The following is a 20552-nucleotide window of genomic DNA, read 5'->3' as shown; positions in this document are numbered from 1 at the left end:
GGAGTCTCCCATCGGTGCTTGCGGCTCCGCGGCTCAGCTGCTCTTGCGCACGCGCAGGTACCACTCGCACAGCAGCCGCACCTGCTTGGAGGTGTAGCCCTTCTGCACCATGCGCGTGACGAAGTCCTCGTGCTTCTTGGCCTCGTCGGCGCTGGCCTTGGCGTTGAAGCTGATGACCGGCAACAACTCCTCGGTGTTGCTGAACATCTTCTTCTCGATCACGGTGCGCAGCTTCTCGTAGCTGGTCCACACCGGGTTCTTGCCCTGGTTGTTGGCCCGCGCGCGCAGCACGAAGTTGACGATCTCGTTGCGGAAGTCCTTCGGGTTCGCAATCCCCGCGGGCTTCTCGATCTTCTCCAGCTCCGCGTTGAGCGAGGCGCGATCGAACACCTCGCCGGTGTCGGTGTCGCGGTACTCGTGGTCCTGGATCCAGTAGTCGGCGTAGGTGACGTAGCGGTCGAAGATGTTCTGGCCGTACTCGCTGTAGCTCTCCAGGTACGCGGTCTGGATCTCCTTGCCGATGAACTCCGCGTAGCGCGGCGCCAGCTGCTCCTTGATGAAGGCCACGTACTTCTGCTCCAGCTCCGGCGGGAACTGCTCGCGCTCGATCTGCTGCTCCAGCACGTACATCAGGTGCACCGGATTGGCCGCGACCTCGGTGGAGTCGAAGTTGAAGACCTTGGAGATGATCTTGTAGGCGAATCGCGTGGAGATGCCGCTCATGCCCTCGTCGACGCCGGCATAGTCGCGGTACTCCTGGTAGCTCTTGGCGCGCGGGTCGGTGTCCTTGAGGTTCTCGCCGTCGTAGACCTGCATCTTGCTGAACAGGCTGGAGTTCTCGGGCTCCTTGAGCCGCGTGAGCACCGCGAACTGGCTCATCATCTTGAGCGTGCCCGGCGCGCAGGTGGCCTGCGCCAGCGAGGAGCCGCGGATGAGCTTCTCGTAGATCTTGACCTCCTCGCTCACGCGCAGGCAGTACGGCACCTTGACGATGTAGATCCGGTCCAGGAAGGCCTCGTTGTTCTTGTTGTTGCGGAAGGCCTTCCACTCGCTCTCGTTGCTGTGCGCCAGCACCACGCCGTCGAAGGGGATGGCGCCGAAGCCCTCGGTGCCCTTGTAGTTGCCTTCCTGCGTGGCCGTGAGCAGCGGGTGCAGCACCTTGATGGGCGCCTTGAACATCTCCACGAACTCCAGCAGGCCCTGGTTGGCCAGGCACAGGCCGCCGGAGTAGCTGTAGGCGTCCGGGTCGTCCTGGGCATAGGTTTCGAGCTTGCGGATGTCGACCTTGCCCACCAGCGAGGAGATGTCCTGGTTGTTCTCGTCGCCGGGCTCGGTCTTGGCGATGCCGACCTGCTTGAGGATCGAGGGGTAGCGCTTGACGACGCGGAACTTGCGGATGTCGCCGCCAAACTCCTCCAGCCGCTTCACCGCCCAGGGCGAGAGCACGCGGTTGAGGTAGCGGCGCGGGATGCCGTACTCCTTCTCCAGGATCGGGCCGTCCTCCACCGCGTCGAAGAGGCCCAGCGGGCTCTCGTTCACGGGCGAGCCCTTGATGGCGAAGAAGGGCACTTCCTGCATGAGCTGCTTCAGCCGCTCGGCAATCGAGCTCTTGCCCCCGCCCACGGGGCCCAGCAGGTAGAGGATCTGCTTCTTCTCTTCCAGGCCCTGCGCGGCATGGCGGAAGTAGGAGACGACCTGCTCGATCGAGTCCTCCATGCCGTAGAACTCGGCAAAGGCCGGGTAGATCTTGATGACCTTGTTGGCGAACAGCCGGGACAGGCGCGGGTCGTTGCGCGTGTCAATCATCTGCGGCTCGCCGATGGCCTTGAGCATGCGCTCGGCCGCGGTGGCGTAGGCCAGCGGATTGCGTTTGCACTCCGCGAGGTACTCCTCCAGCGTGAGTTCCTCCTCACGGGTGCGTTCGTAACGGGCGGCGAAGCTGCTGATCACGTCCATGGGACCTCCTTGAATGGAAGACGCACACAGGCGGTAGCCGGCCGCCAGAGCGTCTGGGAAGTTCTGATGAAGTCCCGGCTGTACGGGCCCGGGCGCCATCAGAGCTTTCCGGTCTTCAGCGTGTGGCTTGCGTGATCGTCCCTCCAAGGGAGCCAAAGTCAGCGCGATTCACCAGGCGGGTTTCTTGATGCCGCCTGCCCCACCCTCAGCAAGGACCGTGCCCCGCTGGGACCCTCCTTCCTGGTGCGGGGCCGGCGCGCCCGCTTGTACTCATTCTCAACGCCGCAACCTTGTTGGCGGCTGACGTTTCGTGCAACGGGTGCCCGCGTTACAACAGGCCCCCGGCCTTGAACCATTCGTTCACATTTCGCGCCGCCGGGTTGCGAGGGCTTTCCCGAACCAGCGCCGCAGCTTGTGGCCTGAGGCAACGCTAAGCCCTGCCTCAAAGCCACGCCAGCAACGGTGACTTGGCCGCATCCCCGGTTCGCCGTGCGTGGCTAGGCTGCGCCCATGCAAGCACCCCCCCTGCCCGCCACGCCCCGCATCGCCCTGTTCCTGGATTTCGACGGCACCCTGGCCGACATCGCGCCGCGGCCCGAGGCCGTGGTCGTGGCCGAGGACGTGCCGGCGCGGCTGCAGGCATTGGCCGCGACGCTCGATGGCGCGCTGGCCGCGGTGTCCGGCCGGCCCATTGCCGAGATCGACCATTTCCTGCACCCGTTGCACCTGCCCGCGGCGGGTGTGCATGGCGCCGAGCGCCGTGACGCCGCCGGCGGCTGGCACCGGTTGCCAGTACCCGACCTGGACGCCGTGCTGGGTCCGCTGCAGGCCCTGTGTGCGGCGCATCCCGGATTGCTGCTGGAGCGCAAGACCGGTGCCCTGGCGTTGCACTACCGGCTTGCGCCGCAGCTGGAGGCGGCGTGCCTGACTGCCATGGAGGCGGCGCTGCGGCAACTGCCCGACATGGCGCTGATGCGCGGCAAGCAGGTCGTCGAGCTCAAGCCGCGCGCCGCCGGCAAGGGCAACGCGGTGCGCGCCTTCCTGGCCGAAGCGCCGTTCCAGGGGCGCCAGCCCTGGTTCTTCGGCGACGACGTCACCGACGAGGCCGGATTCGAGGCGGTGCAGGCACTGGGTGGTGTGGCCGTCAAGGTCGGCCCGGGCCCGACCTGCGCCGGCTTCCGCATATCGGACCCTGCTGCGCTGCAGCGCTGGCTGCAGACGGCGCTGCAGGCCTTGCAGGGCCCAACCTCGCAGCCCGGCGGGGAGGGCTGAGGCAGCGCGGTCCCTTTCCCGCGCACCGCCGTTCGCCGCCCCGGTTTCCAGGTCCCTGCTGCGCACGCCGCTTGCCCTGCGCGCTGGCTTCAAGTCAGCGTCTGCACCGCGCAGGGGCGGCATGCCCGCGGACGGTGCCTGCCGCAGCCGGGTTGCACGGGAGCCGCAGGGCAAGGCATGCGCCCTGCCCTGGGCGCTGACGGGACCGCCGTGGACCTGTTGGGGCGGCGGCGATGTTCACCGTACAAAGGCGGCGCGCCACCGGCGCGCGCAAAGAAAGGGGGAAGCGCATGCCGCGACTGGTCGTCGTCTCCAACCGCGTGGCCGATCCACGCAAGACCGCCGCCGGCGGCCTGGCCGTGGCGCTGGGCGAGGCGCTCAACGCCACCGGCGGGCTGTGGTTCGGCTGGAGCGGCAACATCCTCGACAAGGCCGAGGGCGGCGCCGCGGCGCCACCGCGGTTGCACGTGCAGCGCGCCGGCGACGTCACGCTCGCCACCCTGGATCTGACCCAGGAAGACCACGACGCCTACTACCTCGGCTACTCCAACGGCGTGCTGTGGCCGGTGTTCCATTACCGGCTCGACCTGGCCGACTTCGACTCCGGCTTCATCGGCGGCTACCGGCGCGTGAACCGGCTCTTCGCCCAGCAGCTGCTGCCGCTGCTGCGGCCCGACGACCTGATCTGGGTCCACGACTACCACCTGATCCCGCTGGCCGAGGAGCTGCGCGCGCTGGGCTGCCGCCAGCGCATCGGCTTCTTCCTGCACATCCCGCTGCCGCCGCCGCTGATCATGGCCGCCATCCCGGCGCACGAGTGGCTCATCCGCGCCCTCTTCGCCTACGACCTGGTCGGGTTGCAGAGCCAGGCCGACCTGAACCATTTCGCCCGCTACGTCTACACCGAGGCGCAGGCCGAGCAGGCGGCCGACGGCCGCTTCCGCGCCTTCGGCCGCGACGTGCGCGTGCAGGCCATTCCCATCGGCATCGACGTCGACGAGTTCGCCGCGCTCACGCAGGGACGCGAGGCCCAGGACACGCTGGCCACCATGCGCGAGCAGTACGCGAAGCGGCGGCTGCTCGTGGGCGTGGACCGGCTCGACTATTCCAAGGGCCTGCCGCAGCGCCTGCGCGCCATGCGCAGCCTGCTCACGCGCTACCCGGACAACTGCAACAGCGCCACGCTGATCCAGATCGCCTCGCCCTCGCGCGAGACCGTGGGCGCCTACAACGACCTGCGCCGCCAGCTCGAAGGTATATGCGGCTCCATCAACGGCAACTTCGGCGAGCTCGACTGGATGCCCATCCGCTACATCCACCGCACCGTGGCGCGCAAGCGGCTGCCGGGCCTCTACCGCGCCAGCCGCGTGGCGCTGGTGACGCCGCTGCGCGACGGCATGAACCTGGTGGCCAAGGAGTTCATCGCCGCGCAGGACCCGGCCGACCCCGGCGTGCTGGTGCTGTCGCGCTTCGCCGGCGCCGCGGAGCAGCTGCGCGATGCCCTGCTGGTCAATCCCTACGACAGCGATGGCAGCGCCGACGCCATCCAGCACGCGCTGCACATGCCGCTCGAAGAGCGCCAGGCGCGCCACGAGCGGCTGCTGGCCAGCATCCGCGAGTTCGATGTGCACTGGTGGCAGCGCCGTTTCCTGGACGAACTGCGCCAGTGATCGGCCACACCCGGCGCAGCCTGTCACCCGCTCCTGCAGCAGGATCAGTACACTGAACAAGTAAGGGACGCGCGCGACCGCGCGCCCGGCTGCGGGCTCAGGTTTCCTTGACGCCCAGCTTGTCGAGCAGGCCGTTGAGCTCGTCGAGCGAGCCGAAGGCGATGGCGATCTCGCCCTTCTCGCCGTGCAGCGTCTTGCGGCGGATGCGGATTTCCACCGCGGCGGTGAGCGCGTCGGCCAGCAACTCCTCGATGCGCTGCAGGTCGCGCGACTTGTCCTGCGCCTTGTCCGGGCCCGGCTTGGGCCGTGCCGGCGCCGCCTGGCGTGCCACCAGCTTCTCGGCTTCGCGCACCGAGAGCTTGCGCGCCACGATCTCGTTGGCGTGCAGGATCTGCTGTGCCGGCTCCACCGCCAGCAGCGCACGGGCGTGGCCCATGTCCAGGTCGCCGGCCATGAGCATCTGCTGCACCGGCGGGCACAGGTTGAGCAGCCGCAGCAGGTTGCTCGCGGCGCTGCGCGAGCGGCCGACGGCACGCGCGGCCTGCTCGTGCGTCAGGTTGAACTCCGTGACCAGGCGCTGCAGGCCCTGCGCCTCTTCCAGCGGGTTCAGGTCCTCGCGCTGGATGTTCTCGATCAGCGCCATCACGGCCGCCGACTCGTCGGGCACCTCGCGCACCAGCACCGGCACCTCTTCGAGCCCGGCGATGCGCGCGGCGCGGCTGCGGCGCTCGCCGGCAATGATCTCGTAGCGCCCCTCGTCGGCCGGTCGCACCAGGATCGGCTGCATCACGCCCTGGCTCTTGATGCTCTCGGCCAGCTCGTAGAGCGAACCCTCGTCCATGCGCGTGCGCGGCTGGTAGCGCCCGGGCGTGAGCAGGTCCAGCTTCAAGACCGTCGGCGGCGCCTCGGGTGCCTCCACGCGTGGGCCGAGCAAGGCTTCGAGGCCCAGTCCCAGCCCCTTGGGTTTCTTCGTCACCATGGCGCGATTGTCGGCGATAGCCCGGCGGCCACCGCGACCTCGCGCAACAGTTCGAGACCTTGTGCCCAGTCGCCCAGGCCGGAGTCGGCGTTGATGTGGCCGAGCGGGCCGATGTCCACGCACCGCGCACCCCAGTCGGCCGCCATGGCGGCGGCGCGCGCCGGGGTGCAGTAGGGGTCATCGCTGCTGATCACCGCCGTGGCCGCGAACGGCAGCCGCTGGCGCACGATGGGCCGCCAGTTGTAGAGGTTGGGCGGCATGTCCTCGCGCTCCGGGTCGGGCGGTGCCACCAGCAGCGCGCCGCCCACGCGCGCGGTGTTGCGCGAATGCGCCGCCCACGCCGCCACCAGCTGGCAGCCCAGGCTGTGTGCCGCCAGTAGCAGCGGGCCGCGGCGCGCGAGCACGGCTTCTTCGAGTTGCGCCATCCAGTCGCCGCGGCGCGGCCACAGCCAGTCGCCCTGCTGCACGCGGGTGAAGCCGGGGCGCTGTTCCCAGCGGCTTTGCCAGTGTTCGGGGCCGGAGCCCTGCCAGCCGGGCAGGATCAGTACTTGCAGGTCGTCCATGGGCCTTGGCTTATCCTCATGCGTTTGCTCGAAGTGAAGTGAGTTTGGAGAAGCGACGATGAAACATACCGTGTTCGTGGACGGTCAGGAGGGCACCACCGGGCTGCGCATCCATGAGTACCTGGCGCAGCGCGACGACATCGAGCTGCTGCGCATCGACCCCGACAAGCGCAAGGATCCGGCCGAGCGCGCCCGGTTGCTCGATGCCGCGCAAGTGTCCTTCCTGTGCCTGCCTGACGCCGCCTCGCGCGAGGCCGCGGCGCTGGTGCGCAATCCCGACGCCTGCCTGATCGACGCCAGCACCGCGCACCGCACCGCGCCGGGCTGGGTGTTCGGCCTGCCGGAGCTGGCCAAGGGGCAGCGCGAGCTGATCCGCCGCTCCAAGCGCATCTCGAACCCGGGCTGCCACTCCACCGCCTTCATCCTGCTGCTGCGCCCGCTGCTGGACGCCGGTATCGTCGCGCCGGACCTGCCGCTGTCGGCCACGTCCATCACCGGCTATTCCGGTGGCGGCAAGAGCATGATCGCCGAGTACGAGGCGGGCGGTAATGCGAAGCTGGCCTCGCCGCGGCCCTACGGCCTGAGCCTGGCGCACAAGCACATCCCGGAAATGACGGCCCATACCGGGCTGCAGGTGGCGCCGGTGTTCATGCCCGTGGTCGGCCCGTTCCTGAAGGGTCTGGCCGTGAGCGTGCCGCTGCACTTTTCGCAACTGGCCGCCGGCACCGACGCGCAGCGGCTGCACGCCGCCTACGCCGCGCACTACGAGGGCGAGCGCTTCATCAACGTGCTGCCCCTGGGCGACGCCGCCAACCTGGACGGCAACTTCTTCGACGTGCAGGCCTGCAACGACACCAACCGCGTGGACATCGCCGTGTTCGCCAGCGACAAGCAGGCCATCGTCGTGGCGCGCCTGGACAACCTGGGCAAGGGCGCCAGCGGCGCCGCGGTGCAGTCGATGAACATTCACCTGGGCCTGGATGAGGGCCTGGGTCTCTGAACCCCGGCGGCCCTGCGCTGCATGAAGCCGCCTGCGGGCGGCTTTTTCATGGTCGCGAGCCACGGCCCCGCGGCCTTCACCTCGGCACCGTCCGGCGCTCAGCGCTTGCCGCAGCGCTTCACCAGTTCCTCGGCAAATTCCACGTAGGCCTGCGCCCCCTTGGCGTTCGGATCGAACACCACGCCGGGCTGGCCGTAACTGGGCGCTTCGGCCAGGCGCACGTTGCGCGGGATGACGGTATCGAAGACCTTATCGCCAAAATGGTGTTTCAGCTGCTCGCTGACCTGCTGCTGCAGCGTCATGCGCGGGTCGAACATCACGCGCAGCAGTCCGATGATCTGCAGTTGCGGGTTCAGGCTGGCGTGGATCTGCTTGATGGTGTTGACCAGGTCCGTCAGCCCCTCCAGCGCGAAATACTCGCACTGCATCGGCACCACCACGCCGTGCGCTGCGCACATGCCGTTGAGCGTGAGCAGACTCAGCGACGGCGGGCAATCGACCAGCACGAAGTCATAGTCGGCATCGCAGGCAGCCAGCGCGGAGCGTAGCCGGTCCTGGCGCCGCTCCACGCCCACCAGTTCCACCTCCGCGCCGGAAAGCTCGCGATTGGCGCCCAGCACGTCGTAGCCGGCCTTGTCGGCATGCACGCGGGCGTCGCGCACCGAGGCTGCCTCGATCAGCACCTCGTACACGCTGTGTTCCAGGGTGCGCTTGTCCACGCCCGAGCCCATGGTGGCGTTGCCCTGGGGGTCCAGGTCCACCACCAGCACCCGCTGGCCAATGCGCGCCAGCCCGGCGGCCAGGTTGACTGCCGTGGTGGTCTTGCCCACGCCGCCCTTCTGGTTGGCAATGCAAAAGATCTTGGCCATGGTCGAGGTGTTTGTTGTGATGATGAAGAAGGAGTCAGCGCACCAGGCGCAGACCGAAACCCAGCAAGGCCAGGCCCGCAAGCCGCTGCAATGCGCGCGCCAGCCGGCGATGGGCTCGCACGTAGCCGGCCACCGCCTCGGCACCGGCGCACAGCGCAAGGCACCAGGCCGCCGTGATCAGGGCGATAAGCAGCGCCATGAACGCAAAGGTCCAGACGCCCTGCTGGCGCGCGGGGTCGATGAAGAGCGGAAAGAAAGCCATGTAGAACACGATGGCCTTCGGATTGGACAGGGTGATCAGGAAGCCCTGGCGCAGGTAGCGCCCCGGACTGACGCGCACGGGCAAGGCGGCGCCTTCGTCCCGGCTCAACAGCATTCTCAGCCCCAACCAACCCAGGTAAGCCGCACCGGCCACCTGCAGCGCCTTGAACAGCAGCGGATTCGCCGCCAGCAGCGCCGCCATGCCCGCCACGGCCAGCCACAGCAAAACCTGGTCGCCCAGGATCAGGCCCAGCGTCGCGGCCGCACCGCCCTTGAAACCGCCCTGCCCCGTACTGCTCAGCAGCATGAACGTGCCGGGACCTGGCAAGGCCAGGAACAGGATCACGGACGCGCAGAACGCGCCGACGTCGATGCCGAGCATGCAGTTCTCCAAAGCTTGGACACCGGCACCGCTGTCCGGCTGAAGCCTCGATTGTCCCGTGTCAGGCGCGCGGCCGCATCCATACCAGGCAGCGCTCTGCGTCCAGACCGGGCACAGTGAGCGGTTCCACGTGAAACACCTCCACGTCGCCCGGCAAGACGGCCATTTCGTCGTCGGGCCGCTTGCCCTTCATGGCCAGCCACAGCCCCCCGGCAGCCAGCCGTTCCTGGGTCAGCGTCACGAAGTCCAGCAGCGTGGCGAAGGCCCGGCTGGTGATCAGGTCGTAGCGGCCGGGCAGCTGTTCCACGCGGGCATGCTCGGCACGCAAGTTCGGCAACCGCAGCTCCGCTCCGGCCTGCCGGATGAACGCCGCCTTCTTGCCGACCGTGTCCACGCAACTGACTTGCAGAGCCGGGCACAGGATGGCGATCAGCACGCCCGGCAAACCGCCGCCGCTGCCCACGTCCAGCAGCCGCAGGCCCTCGCGGCCACCCCAGGCCCGCTGCAGCGGCGGCAGGGCTGCCAGGCAATCGGCCAAGTGATGCGTGAACATCTGCGCCGGATCGCGCAGCGCCGTCAGGTTGTAGGTCTTGTTCCAGCGTTGCAGCAGCGCGAGGTAGTCCTGCAACTGCAGAAGCTGTCGCTCATCCGCTTGCAGACCCAGCGCGGACAGCAGCGCCGCGATGCGCCCGGTATCGGCTGGCACTGCGGCGGTGGTGTCAGGCTGCTGCATCGCCACCCGCCTCGGCCAATGCCGTCACCTTGAATTCCTTCCAGCTGCCCTTGCGCAGGTGCACCAGCAGCAGCGAGATGGCCGCCGGCGTGATGCCTGAAATGCGCGAAGCTTGGCCCAGCGTGGCCGGCCGGTGCTTGGCCAGCTTCTGCCGTACCTCGAACGACAGGGCCGTGATTTCCGAATAGTCCAGGTCCTCGGGCAGCGGCAGCTTCTCGTACTGGGCTGCGCGCTGCACTTCTTCCTGCTGCTTGTCGATATAGCCGGCGTACTTGACGCCGATCTCGACCTGCTCGATCACCGCATCGGCCAGTTCCACGCCCAGCTCGGCGCCCAGTGTTTCACGTGAAACAACGGTTTCCGGCGCTCCCCGCTCATTGCCCCGGGCCTGCTTCGCCAGCGCGTCGATTGCAGCCATCCTGTCCCAATCCACACCGGGACGCCGCAGCAGGTCCACCAGCGCGTACTCGCGCTCGATGGCCTTGCCCAGCAGTGCCTCGGCCTGCTCTGCCGCCAGCCAGCGCGGATGCACCCAACTCTCGCGCAGGCGCTGTGTTTCACGTGAAACAGCGTCGCGCTTGCGGTTGAAAGCCTCCCAGCGCGCATCGTCCACCAAGCCCAGCCGGCGCCCTTCCTCGGTCAGGCGCAGGTCGGCATTGTCCTCGCGCAGTTGCAGCCGGAACTCGGCCCGGCTGGTGAACATGCGGTAAGGCTCGCTCACGCCGCGGGTAATGAGGTCGTCCACCAGCACACCCAGGTAGGCCTGGTCCCGCCCGGGCAGCCAGGGCGCCTCGCCCCTGGCCTGCAACGCCGCATTGAGGCCGGCAAACAAGCCCTGGGCCGCGGCCTCCTCGTAGCCGGTGGTGCCGTTGATCTGCCCGGCGAAGAACAGGCCCTTGATGGCGCGCGTCTCGAAGCTCGGCGACAGCTCGCGCGGGTCGAAGTAGTCGTACTCGATGGCGTAGCCCGGGCGCAGGATGTGCGCGTTCTCCAGGCCCGGCATGGAGCGCACCGCCGCGAGCTGGATGTCGAAGGGCAGCGAGGTGGAAATCCCGTTGGGATAGAACTCGTGCGTGGTCAGCCCTTCGGGCTCCAGGAAGATCTGGTGCGAGTCCTTGTCCGCAAAGCGGTTGATCTTGTCCTCGATGCTGGGGCAGTAGCGCGGGCCGACCCCCTCGATCACACCGGTGAACATCGGGCTGCGGTCGAAGCCGCTGCGGATGATCTCGTGCGTGCGCCCGTTGGTATGCGTGATCCAGCACGGCAGCTGGCGCGGGTGCTGCGAGGCATGGCCCATGAAGCTGAACACCGGCACCGGGTCCAGGTCGCCGGGCTGCTCGGTGAGCTTCGAGAAGTCGATGCTGCGCCCGTCGATGCGCGGCGGCGTGCCGGTCTTGAGCCGGCCCTGCGGAAGCTTCAGCTCCTTGAGCCGGGCCGACAGGCTCACCGCCGGCGGGTCGCCGGCGCGGCCGGCGCTGTAGTTCTGCAGGCCGACGTGGATCTTGCCGTCCAGGAAGGTGCCGGCCGTCAGCACCACCGTCGGCGCCCGGAAGCGCAGGCCGATCTGCGTCACCGCGCCCACCACCCGGTCGCCCTCCACCATCAGGTCGTCCACCGCCTGCTGGAACAGCCACAGGTTGGGCTGGTTTTCCAGACGGTGCCGGATCGCGGCCTTGTACAGGATGCGGTCCGCCTGTGCCCGCGTGGCGCGCACGGCCGGTCCCTTGCTGGCGTTGAGGATGCGGAACTGGATGCCGGCCTCGTCGGTGGCCGCCGCCATCGCGCCGCCCAGCGCATCCACTTCCTTGACCAGGTGACCCTTGCCGATCCCGCCGATCGACGGGTTGCAGCTCATCTGGCCGAGCGTCTCGATGTTGTGGGTCAGCAGCAGCGTGCGGCAGCCCATGCGGGCCGCGGCCAGCGCCGCCTCGGTGCCGGCATGGCCACCGCCGACGACGATGACCTCGAATTCCTGGGGATGCAGCACGGCGCACACCGCCGCTCCCGCGACGGCCTCATGAAGTGGCAAACCCTCGATTTTAAGGTTGCGGGGCTACCGGCCCACCTGCGGGGGCATGGCCGAAATGCCGCTCCCAGGTCTTGTCGAAGAAGTAATGCACGACCATGTTCACCAGCGGCTCCACCAGCGTCACCGCGCCGGCCACCGCCACGCTGCCCGTCAGGGCGTAGCTCACGCCGAATGCCGTGCCGACGTGCACCACGCCGAAAGCCGCCGTCTTGGCCATGCCGTTCTCCGTTCGCCTCAATGAGAATGATTCCTGACGCCATGGTGGCGGACCCAGGACATAAGCGCCAATCAATTGGCGCCATGCCGGCGATAGCCTGAAGACGTCAAGCGGGCGTGGAGGCCGAATCGGGATGCTTGGCCGGGCGCGTCGCCGTAGCCATGGGCGCAGGCGCTGCCGGCCGCTGCGCGGCGGCACGGCGGCGCTGCCGGCGCCGGGCCAGGAGCGAGAAAGCGCCGGCCAGCGCCAGCAGCGCGGCGCTGCCGACGGCGGCGCGGTAGCGCACCGCCGCCTGCTCCGCCTGCACGCCGCGCAGCACGCCGGCCTCGTCCACGGCGGCCAGGGCCAGCAGCGGCGTTGCGCCGGCCGTGCGCTGCCAGCCCAGGATGCGGCGCCCTTCTTCCGGCGGCCAGCTCTGGCTCGTCACTTCACCGGCACGCGGCGCGCGCTCGAACAGCGGCGCCACCGCGAAAGGCAGCGGCTCCACCAGCCCGTCGCTGCGCGCCACGGCCACGCCGTCGCTGCGCACCAGCAGCAGCAGGTCGCCGCGCGTGGGCTGCAGCCGCCGCAGCAGCCCGGTGAGATAGCCGGGCGACAGCGTCAGCAGCACCTGGCCATGGCCGGGCAAGGGCCGCGTGAAGCTCACTGCACCGGCCACCGGCGCACGCGCCGGCGCGCCGACCGCAAGACCGGGGGCGGATGCCGGCAGCCCGTCGATCGCTCCCGGCGCGGTGCCACCGTCCATCGGCTGCAGCCGGCCCTTGGCATCGAGCACGCCCAGCTGCAGCACGGCGCCGGCCGGATAGGGCAGCGGCGGCAGCGGCTGGCGGTCGCCCCCCCACTGGGCGCCCACGGTGGAGAGCACGAAGTCCGCCGACTGCAGCAGCGTCTCGGCCTGGAGTGCCAGCGTGTCGGCCAGGTGCGTGGCGCGCGTGGCCGCGTTGACCAGCGCGCGCTCGCGTGCCTGCTGCTGGGTATGCAGCAGCTGGGTCCAGTACGCGCCGCAGGCCAGCACGGCGGCAGCGGGCAGGGACCAGGTCAGCAGGCGGCGGGGGGCTCGCATCGCAGGCGGGAAAGCAAGAGAGGGGAAGGGGAAGGAGGCAGCTCCAGGGCTGCGGCAGGGCGGGAAGCGGAGCGGGCCGCAGTGGGGATGCGTTGATGCTGCCAGCGCTGCATTGATCGAAACTGACAAGCCGCCCAAGGCAAGGGCCAACCCTGAGGCAGCACAATGCGCGCTTCGTCCGCATTGCGGGACACGCCTTCGCCTCATGGACTGTCGCCCCGGCTGCGGAGCCTGCTGCACCGCCCCCTCGATCTCCAGCGCCATTCCCGGCATGCCCGACGGCAAGCCGGCCGGCGTGCGCTGCGTGCAGCTGGGCACGGACGAGCGCTGCCTCATTTTTGGGCACCCGAAGCGCCCGGCGGTGTGCGCCTCGCTGCAACCGAGCGCGGCCATGTGCGGTACGAGCCGCGAGCAGGCGATGCAGTGGCTCGCCTGGATGGAACGCCAGACGGCGCCCTGAACGCGCCGCGGTTCCAGCGCCTGCCGCTCAAGCGGCCTGCAGCAGCCGCTGCAGCTCCCCGCTGGCCATGAGTTTCTCCAGCTCCTGCGCCCCGCCCACGAGCTGGCCGCGCACGAACACCATCGGGAAGGTGGGCCAGCCGGTCCACATCTTCAGCGCATTGCGCCGGCGCCACTGGCTGAAATAGCTGCCGTAGTCGAGGTCGAAGTGCCCGATGCCGGCGCGGTCCAGCGCGCGGCGCGCGCGCTTCGGAAACGGGTTCTGCGCCATGCCGACCACCACCACCGCGTGCGCCGCCACCGCGCGTTGCACCTCGGCCACGATGTCGGCATGCAGCGTGGCGACATGCTCGCGGATGGCCGGATGCAGCCGCGCTTCTTCGAGGATGGAACGGGACATGCCAGGAGGAAGGGGAAGCCGCGACAGCGGCTATCGTACGTGGCCGACCCCCCGAATGAAGGAGACCCGACACATGAAGCTCTACTACAGCCCGGGCGCCTGCTCGCTGAGCCCCCACATCGTGCTGCACGAGGCCGCCCTGCCCTGCGAGCTGGTGCTGGCCAGCACCAAGACGCACAAGCTGCCCGACGGCACCGACTACTACACCATCAACCCCAAAGGCTCGGTGCCGCTGCTGGAGCTCGACAACGGCGAGCGCCTCACCGAAGGGCCGGCCGTCGTGCAGTACCTGGCCGACCAGGTGCCCGACCGCAAGCTCGCCCCTGCCGCCGGCACCATGGAGCGCTACCGCCTCATGGAGTGGCTCAACTTCATCACCAGCGAGCTGCACAAGAGCTTCGGCGCCTTCTTCACGCCAGGCATGCCCGACGACGCCAAGGCGCTCTACCGTGCCCGGCTGCGCCAGAAGCTGCAGTACGTGGACGACCAGCTCGCCGGCAAGTCCTACCTGATGGGCGACGCCTTCAGCGTGGCCGACGCCTACCTGTTCACCGTGACGAACTGGGCCGAGCCCACGCAGGTGGACATCGCCGACCTGGCCAACCTGCAGGCCTTCCGCCAGCGCATGCTGCAGCGCCCGGCGGTGCAGGCGGCGATGAAGCACGAGGGATTGATCAAGTAAAGCCTGGGGCCGGCTGCGCAACAGCTGACCCGGCCATTCAACCCAGCCGCGCCGCCGCCAGCAGCTCCTGCGTGTAGGGCTGGCGCGGCGCGCTGAACAGGCTTTCCGCCTCGCCCTGCTCCACCATCTCGCCCTGGCGCATCACGATCACGCGGTGCGACATGGCACGCACCACCGCCAGGTCGTGGCTGATGAAGACGTAGCTCAGCCCGTAGCGCTGCTGCAGTTGCGCCAGCAACGCCAGCACCTGCTGCTGCACCGACACGTCCAGCGCCGAGGTCGGCTCGTCGAGCACCAGCAGCTCCGGCTCCAGCACCACCGCGCGCGCGATGGCGATGCGCTGGCGCTGCCCGCCGCTGAACTCGTGCGGATAGCGCTGCAGCACGTCGGCCACGCCGTGGCGCTCGCTCAAGCCCACCTCGTCGAGCATCTTCAGCACCCGCTGCTCGCGCTGCTCGCGGCTGAGCTGCGGCTGGTGCAGGGCCAGGCCTTCGCCCACGATCTGGCCCACGGTCATGCGCGGGCTCAACGAGCCGAAGGGGTCCTGGAACACCACCTGCATGCGCCGGCGCATGGCGCGCAGCGCGTCGCGCCCGGCGTCGTCGATGCGCTGCCCGTCGAGCCGCACCTGCCCGCCGGCAATGGGCTGCAGCGCCAGCAGCGCCATTCCGAGCGTGGTCTTGCCCGAGCCCGACTCGCCCACGATGCCCAGCGTCTCGCCGCGGCGCAGCTCCAGCGTGGCCTGGCGCACCGCTTCGAACGGTGGTTGCTTGCGAAACCAGTTGCCCTTGCGCGGGAAGTGCACGCGGATGTCCTGCCCCTGCAGCAGCACCGGCGCCTCGGCCGGCACCGGCTGCACCACGCGCTTCGGGCGGCTGCCCAGCAGCTTCCTCGTGTAGGGGTGCTGCGGGTCGGCGAACACGGCGGCCGTGTCGCCGGTTTCGACCAGGCGCCCGCGCTCCATCACGCCCACGCGGTGCGTGAAGCGGCGCACCAGGTTCAGGTCGTGGGTGATGAACAGCAGCGCCATGCCCATCTCGTCCTGCAATTCATCCAGCAGCGCCAGGATCTGCGCCTGGATCGTCACGTCCAGCGCCGTCGTGGGCTCGTCGGCAATCAGCAGCTTGGGCTTGCACGCCAGCGCCATGGCGATCATGGCGCGCTGGCGCTGCCCGCCCGAGAGCTCGTGCGGGTAGGCATCCACCCGGCGCTGCGGCTCGGGGATGCCGGTGCGCGCCAGCAGCTCGATGGCGCGCGCGCGCGCCGCGTTCGGGCGCAGCGCCTCGTGCAGCTCCAGCACCTCGGCGATCTGGTTGCCCACGCGGTAGAGCGGGTTCAGCGCCGTCATCGGCTCCTGGAAGATCATGCCGATGTCGCGCCCGCGCAGGCCCTGCATGCGCCGCTCGGGCAGCCGCATCAGGTCCTCACCGCCGAAGCGGATCACGCCGCTGCTCTGTGCCCCGTCCACCAGCCGCAGCACCGACAGCGAGGTGATCGACTTGCCCGACCCCGACTCGCCCACCAGCGCGAACTTTTCCCTCGGCCGCACCTGGAAGCTCACGTCATTGACGACCGTGGCGGCGCCGAAGCGCACCGTCAGGTGTTCGACGCTGAGCAGCGGCTCGGATGCACTCACGGGGTGGCTCATGACTTGCGCGTGTCGAAGGCGTCGCGCAGCGCGTCGCCGATGAAGGTCAGCAGCAGCATCGTGAGCGCGAGCAGGATGAAGGTCGGGACGATGATCCACCAGGCGTCGAGGTTGGCCTTGCCCTGGTTGAGCAGCTCACCGAGCGAGGGCACGGTGGGCGGCACGCCCAGGCCCAGGAAGTCCAGCGAGGTCAGCGCCAGGATCGCCGCGCTCATGCGGAACGGCAGGAACGTGATCACCGGCGTGAGCGAGTTGGGCAGCACGTGGCGGAAGATGATCTGCCGGTTCGTCAGCCCCAGCGCCCGCGCCGCCTTGACGAAGTCCAGCGAGCGGTTGCGCAGGAACTCCGCGCGCACGTAGTCCGACAGTCCCATCCAGCCCCACAGCGACAGCAGGATCAGCAGCAGCAGCAGCGAGGGCTCGAAGATCGACGCGAAGATGATCAGCAGGTACAGCTCCGGCACCGCGCCCCAGACCTCGATGACCCGTTGAAGGGTCAGGTCCAGCTTGCCGCCGAAGTAGCCCTGCATCGCGCCGGCCAGCACGCCCAGCACCGTGCCGACGAAGGTCAGCGCCAGCGCGAACCAGATGCTCACCCTGAAGCCGTAGAGCAGCCGCGCCAGCATGTCGCGGCCCTGGCTGTCGGTGCCCAGCACGTTGCGCGCGCCCGGCGGCGCCGGGTCGGGCTGCCTGGAGAAGTAGTCGGTGGAGGTGGCGGAATGCGGGTTGACGGTGCCCAGCCGCCAGTTGCCAGGCTTGTCGAACTGCGCGGCGATGAAGGGGTCCTTCCAGTCGGTGGGCGTGGCGAAGTCGCCGCCCAGCGCCGTCTCCGGCGGGTTGCTGAGCACGGGGAAGAACCAGCGCCCCTCGTACTTCGCCACCAGCGGCCGGTCGTTGCTCACCAGCTCGGCCAGCGTCGAGACCACCAGCATCGCGATGAACAGCCACAGCGAGACGTAGCCCACGCGGTTGCGCTTGAAACGGGCCCAGGCGCGCTGGTTGCGCGAGCGGGACGCCTGCGCCGCCGCGGGCGCCGGCGCGGCGGCGGCGTCGGCCGCGCCCGCGGGCGCGTCGGGCATCAGGTCCACGGGCCGGTCGGTGCCCTGGGCGGCGGCGGGCGTGGCCGGGCCGCGGCCGGGGGCGCCGGAGGCGCCGGGCAGGAGGGGGGATGAGCTCATGCGCCGCGCCTCACTTAGCCACGCTGCCGAACTGCACGCGCGGATCGACCACCACGTACAGCAGGTCGGAGATCAGCTTGACCACCAGGCCGATCAGCGTGAAGAGGTACAGCGACCCGAGCACGACGGGATAGTCGCGCCGGATCACGGACTCGTAGGCCAGCAGCCCCAGGCCATCGAGCGAAAACAGCGTCTCGATCAGCACGGATCCTGCGAAGAAGGCGCCGATGAAGGCCGCCGGAAAGCCCGTCACCAGCGGGATCAGCGCGTTCCTGAAGATGTGCTTGTAGAGCACGCGCCGCTGCGACAGCCCCTTGGCGCGCGCCACCAGCACGTACTGCTTGCGCATCTCCTCGACGAAGGTGTTCTTGGTCAGCATGGTCATCACGGCAAAGCTGCCGATCACGAGGCAGATCAGCGGCAGGGTCAAGTGCCAGAAGTAGTCGGCGATGCGCGCCGGCCACGACAGCTCGGCCCAGTTGTCCGAGGTCAGCCCGCGCAGCGGGAACCATTCGTAGAAGGTGCCGCCGGCAAACAGCACGATCAGCAGCACCCCCAGCACGAAGCCGGGAATCGCGTAGCCCACCAGCACCAGCAGCGTCGTGAACGCATCGAAGCGCGTGCCCTCGCGCACCGCCTTGGCCACGCCCAGCGGGATCGATATCAGGTACGAGATGAAGAAGGACCACAGCCCCAGCGAGATCGACACCGGCAGCTTCTCCTTGATGAGCGTCCACACGTCCTTGTTCTGCAGGAAGCTCGTGCCCAGGTCGAAGCGCGCGAACTGGCCCAGCATCTCGACGTAGCGCACGTGCGCGGGCTTGTCGAAGCCGTAGAGCTTCTTGAGCTCCTCGATCTGGCGCGCGTCGCTGTCGCGCCCGGCCTTGTAGGCGTCGCTGTCGCCGCCGCGCTGGTTGGCGCGGGCCTCGGCCATGAGCTGCTCCACCGGCCCGCCGGGCACGAACTGGATCACGATGAAGGTGATGGTCAGCGCCCCCAGCAGCGTGGGGATCATGAGCAGCAGCCGCTTGAGGATGTAGCCGAGCATCGGTCGTCAGCGCCTTTCGGAGTCCGGGATCCACCAGCACATGATCGGCCAGGCGCTGTTCTCGCCCGCGGTGTCGATGCTGAAGTACAGCGGCGGCTTGGCCGGTATGCCGAAGCGGTTCCAGTACGAGGCCCGCTCGGCCGCGACGTACACGTCGGGCACCTGCCAGTGGTTCCACATCACGATGCGGTCCATGGCACGGCAGCAGTCGCGCAGCTCGGCCAGGGTCTGCACCTTGGCCATGACGGCCAGGATGTGGTCGATGGCCGCGCTCTTGATGCCGCGGAAGTTGCCGTTGCCCTTCTCGTCGGCGGCCTGCGAGCCGTAGCTGGTGATGTAGCCCGCGGCATTGGGCAGCGTGAACTTGCCCTCGACGATGGTGATGACGTCGAAGTCGTAGTTCTCCAGCCGGTTGCGGTAGAGCGCGAAATCGACGTTGCGCTCGCGCAGCGTGATGCCGAGCTTGTCGCAGTTCTTCTGCCAGTCGGCGATGCGCCCGCCGCTGTCACCGGGGTTGAGGTACTCCAGCTCCAGCGCACGCCCCTGCGCGTTGCGCAGCCGGCCGTCGGCGGCGAGCTTCCAGCCCGCGTCCTCCAGCAGCGCGCGCGCCTTGAGCAGGTTGCGCCGCAGGTCGGGCGCGCCGCCGGCGGTGCTGGGCGGGCGGAACGCCGGGCCGAACACCTCGGCCGGCAGCTCGCGGCGGTAGGGCTCCAGCAGCGCCAGCTCGCCCGGCGAGGGCAGCCCCTCGGCCGCGAACTCGGAGTTGTTGAACACGCTGTAGGCGCGCTTGAGCAGCCCGAAGCGGTTGATGCGCTCGAAGTCGTAGGCCAGCGCGATGGCCTCGCGCACGCGCCGGTCGCGCAGCAGCTCGCGCCGGGTGTTGAACTGGTGGCTCTGCAGCCCCTGGCCGGTGGCGGTCTCGAAGGACTTCTTGACGATGCGCCCGTCCTCCCACTTCGGCCCCTGGTGCTGGCGCACCCAGGCGCGCGAGCTGTACTCCTTGTAGAGGTCGTACTCGCCGGTCTTGAAGGCCTCGAAGGCCACCGCGGCGTCCTTGTACATGCGGTAGACGACACGGTCGAAGTTGAACCAGCCGCGGCGCGCCGGATGGTCCTTGGCCCAGTAGTCCGGGTTGCGCCGGAACTCGATGCGCCGGCCCATGTCCACCGCGGCGATGGTGTAGGGGCCGGTGGTGATGGGGTATTCCGTGACGACCTGGTCCAGCGGCTTCATCTTGCCGTCCGTCCCCAGACCCCACTTGCGCGAGAACACCGGCAGGCCCCCGACCAGGAACACCGTGTCCATGCTGCGGTCCTTGATGCCGAAACGCACCGTGCGCTCGTCGAGCACCGTCACCGGGCCGGCCGGCGCGTAGGTCTGCACCAGCGCCGGCGAGGCCTGCTTGCTGGTGAGGCGCTCGAAGCTGAACCTCACGTCCTCGGCCGTCACCGGGTCGCCGTTGGCGAAGCGTGCCCGCGGATGCAGCCGGAACGTGACCGAGGAGCGGTCCGGCGCCACCAGGAAGGCCTCCGCCAGCAGCCCGTACATGGTCTGCGGCTCGTCGTCGGAGGCGGTGCACAGCCCCTCGAACATGAACAGCGACACCCCCGCCGGCGCGTTGCCGCGCACGGTGAAGGGGTTGAACTTGTCGAAGCTGGAGCGCCGGTCCGGGTTGCGCAGCCGCAGCACGCCGCCCTTGGGCGCGTCGGGCCGGACGTACTCGAAGTGCGTGAAGCCCGGCGGGTACCTGGGCTCGCCGAAGGCGGCCAGCGCATGCACCCAGCGCCCGCCTTCGGGCACGGCGCCCGCGGCGTCGGCCGGGGCCGGGGCGGGCGTGGCGGGGGCAATGGGAGCGGCGGCGCCAGCGCTCCTGGAGGCCGCCAGCGCCGCCAGCGCCGGCCAGGCCGGCCACAGTCCCGTGGAGAACAGCAGCGCCGCGCAGCGGCGGCGGTCGCGCCGCGTGGGTGCGGCAGGCTTGTTGGACATCGTTGTCAACGGACGGGCCCGCGGGCCCGGGGTGGGATGGTCCGAAGGATCATGCGCGAAATGGCGCCGCGGCGGCAATGCGAGGGCCGCGCGCCGGGCACCGCCGGTGCCCGCGCCGCGGGCATCATGGGCATCGCGCCCGCACGCACGGCATGCC

19 protein-coding genes are annotated in these 20552 nt (G+C 69.4%); 5 read left to right on the top strand and 14 right to left on the bottom strand.

Annotated features, from left to right (window positions below; translation table 11 throughout):
* Window positions 1–33: 33 nt before the first annotated feature.
* The gene (locus FJ694_RS12095) at window positions 34–1956 is read right to left on the bottom strand and encodes a PrkA family serine protein kinase (RefSeq protein ID WP_157267490.1); all 1923 of its coding nucleotides are present in this window, start codon (window positions 1954–1956) and stop codon (window positions 34–36) included.
* 510 nt (window positions 1957–2466) lie between these two features.
* Between FJ694_RS12095 and otsB the strand changes: the two genes are divergently transcribed.
* Together otsB and otsA are read left to right on the top strand one after the other, a co-directional pair.
* Complete coding sequence (gene otsB / locus FJ694_RS12090) at window positions 2467–3228, top strand: trehalose-phosphatase (RefSeq protein ID WP_157267489.1); 762 nt, start codon at window positions 2467–2469, stop codon at window positions 3226–3228.
* Between the two features lie 290 nt (window positions 3229–3518).
* The gene (gene otsA, locus FJ694_RS12085) at window positions 3519–4898 is read left to right on the top strand and encodes an alpha,alpha-trehalose-phosphate synthase (UDP-forming) (RefSeq protein WP_157267488.1); all 1380 of its coding nucleotides are present in this window, start codon (window positions 3519–3521) and stop codon (window positions 4896–4898) included.
* Between the two features lie 97 nt (window positions 4899–4995).
* Here the strand turns inward: otsA and FJ694_RS12080 are convergent, their stop codons facing one another.
* Entirely contained in the window at window positions 4996–5877 is an 882-nt protein-coding gene (locus tag FJ694_RS12080; protein ID WP_157267487.1) for a ParB/RepB/Spo0J family partition protein, read from the bottom strand.
* Window positions 5871–6440, bottom strand: a complete 570-nt coding sequence (locus FJ694_RS12075; RefSeq protein WP_157267486.1) for an RBBP9/YdeN family alpha/beta hydrolase — start codon at window positions 6438–6440, stop codon at window positions 5871–5873. Before FJ694_RS12075 ends, FJ694_RS12080 begins: the two co-directional genes overlap by 7 nt.
* A gap of 58 nt (window positions 6441–6498) precedes the next feature.
* On the opposite strand from FJ694_RS12075, the gene argC reads away from it, so the two are divergent.
* Window positions 6499–7440 (top strand): N-acetyl-gamma-glutamyl-phosphate reductase, encoded by a 942-nt coding sequence (gene argC, locus FJ694_RS12070; RefSeq protein ID WP_157267485.1) that lies wholly within the window; start codon window positions 6499–6501, stop codon window positions 7438–7440.
* A 98-nt stretch (window positions 7441–7538) separates the two neighbouring features.
* Here argC and FJ694_RS12065 read toward each other — a convergent pair whose 3' ends face one another.
* From FJ694_RS12065 to FJ694_RS12040, 6 genes are all read right to left on the bottom strand, one after another.
* Window positions 7539–8309, bottom strand: a complete 771-nt coding sequence (locus tag FJ694_RS12065; RefSeq protein ID WP_157267484.1) for a ParA family protein — start codon at window positions 8307–8309, stop codon at window positions 7539–7541.
* Window positions 8310–8343: 34 nt separating this feature from the next.
* Complete coding sequence (locus FJ694_RS12060) at window positions 8344–8952, bottom strand: LysE family translocator (RefSeq protein WP_157267483.1); 609 nt, start codon at window positions 8950–8952, stop codon at window positions 8344–8346.
* A gap of 61 nt (window positions 8953–9013) precedes the next feature.
* The gene (gene rsmG / locus FJ694_RS12055) at window positions 9014–9685 is read right to left on the bottom strand and encodes a 16S rRNA (guanine(527)-N(7))-methyltransferase RsmG (protein ID WP_157267482.1); all 672 of its coding nucleotides are present in this window, start codon (window positions 9683–9685) and stop codon (window positions 9014–9016) included.
* On the bottom strand, window positions 9672–11672 hold the full coding sequence (mnmG, locus tag FJ694_RS12050) for a tRNA uridine-5-carboxymethylaminomethyl(34) synthesis enzyme MnmG (RefSeq protein WP_157267481.1): 2001 nt from the start codon (window positions 11670–11672) through the stop codon (window positions 9672–9674). The genes rsmG and mnmG overlap by 14 nt, the downstream gene beginning before the upstream one ends.
* 52 nt (window positions 11673–11724) lie before the next feature.
* Window positions 11725–11931 carry a DUF2061 domain-containing protein gene (locus FJ694_RS12045; RefSeq protein WP_157267480.1) on the bottom strand — a complete coding sequence of 69 codons (207 nt, stop codon included), beginning with the start codon at window positions 11929–11931 and terminating at the stop codon, window positions 11725–11727.
* A 106-nt stretch (window positions 11932–12037) separates the two neighbouring features.
* Entirely contained in the window at window positions 12038–12994 is a 957-nt protein-coding gene (locus tag FJ694_RS12040; RefSeq protein WP_157267479.1) for a PDC sensor domain-containing protein, read from the bottom strand.
* 205 nt (window positions 12995–13199) lie between these two features.
* Here FJ694_RS12040 and FJ694_RS12035 point away from each other — a divergent pair, with 205 nt between their 5' ends.
* Window positions 13200–13454: a YkgJ family cysteine cluster protein gene (locus FJ694_RS12035; protein ID WP_157267478.1), complete on the top strand. Its 255-nt coding sequence runs from the start codon at window positions 13200–13202 to the stop codon at window positions 13452–13454.
* 27 nt (window positions 13455–13481) lie between these two features.
* On the opposite strand, the gene FJ694_RS12030 is transcribed toward FJ694_RS12035, so the two are convergent.
* Window positions 13482–13853 (bottom strand): glutaredoxin domain-containing protein, encoded by a 372-nt coding sequence (locus FJ694_RS12030; protein WP_157267477.1) that lies wholly within the window; start codon window positions 13851–13853, stop codon window positions 13482–13484.
* A gap of 73 nt (window positions 13854–13926) precedes the next feature.
* Here FJ694_RS12030 and gstA point away from each other — a divergent pair, with 73 nt between their 5' ends.
* A complete protein-coding gene (gstA, locus tag FJ694_RS12025) occupies window positions 13927–14535 on the top strand; it encodes a glutathione transferase GstA (RefSeq protein ID WP_157267476.1) in 609 nt (202 codons plus the stop codon).
* 37 nt (window positions 14536–14572) lie between these two features.
* Here gstA and FJ694_RS12020 read toward each other — a convergent pair whose 3' ends face one another.
* The 4 genes from FJ694_RS12020 to FJ694_RS12005 form a co-directional block, all read right to left on the bottom strand.
* Complete coding sequence (locus FJ694_RS12020; protein WP_157267475.1) at window positions 14573–16183, bottom strand: ABC transporter ATP-binding protein; 1611 nt, start codon at window positions 16181–16183, stop codon at window positions 14573–14575.
* Window positions 16180–17262, bottom strand: a complete 1083-nt coding sequence (locus tag FJ694_RS12015; protein ID WP_157267557.1) for an ABC transporter permease — start codon at window positions 17260–17262, stop codon at window positions 16180–16182. Before FJ694_RS12015 ends, FJ694_RS12020 begins: the two co-directional genes overlap by 4 nt.
* A 109-nt stretch (window positions 17263–17371) precedes the next feature.
* Window positions 17372–18409, bottom strand: coding sequence for a microcin C ABC transporter permease YejB (locus FJ694_RS12010; protein WP_157267474.1), 1038 nt, complete (start codon window positions 18407–18409; stop codon window positions 17372–17374).
* Between the two features lie 6 nt (window positions 18410–18415).
* Window positions 18416–20395, bottom strand: coding sequence for an extracellular solute-binding protein (locus FJ694_RS12005; protein WP_157267473.1), 1980 nt, complete (start codon window positions 20393–20395; stop codon window positions 18416–18418).
* Window positions 20396–20552: the final 157 nt, after the last annotated feature.

Origin of the sequence: Azohydromonas aeria (assembly GCF_009760915.1) — a bacterium.
GTDB lineage: Bacteria > Pseudomonadota > Gammaproteobacteria > Burkholderiales > Burkholderiaceae_C > Azohydromonas > Azohydromonas aeria.
This window is presented reverse-complemented; position numbering and strand designations above follow the sequence as displayed.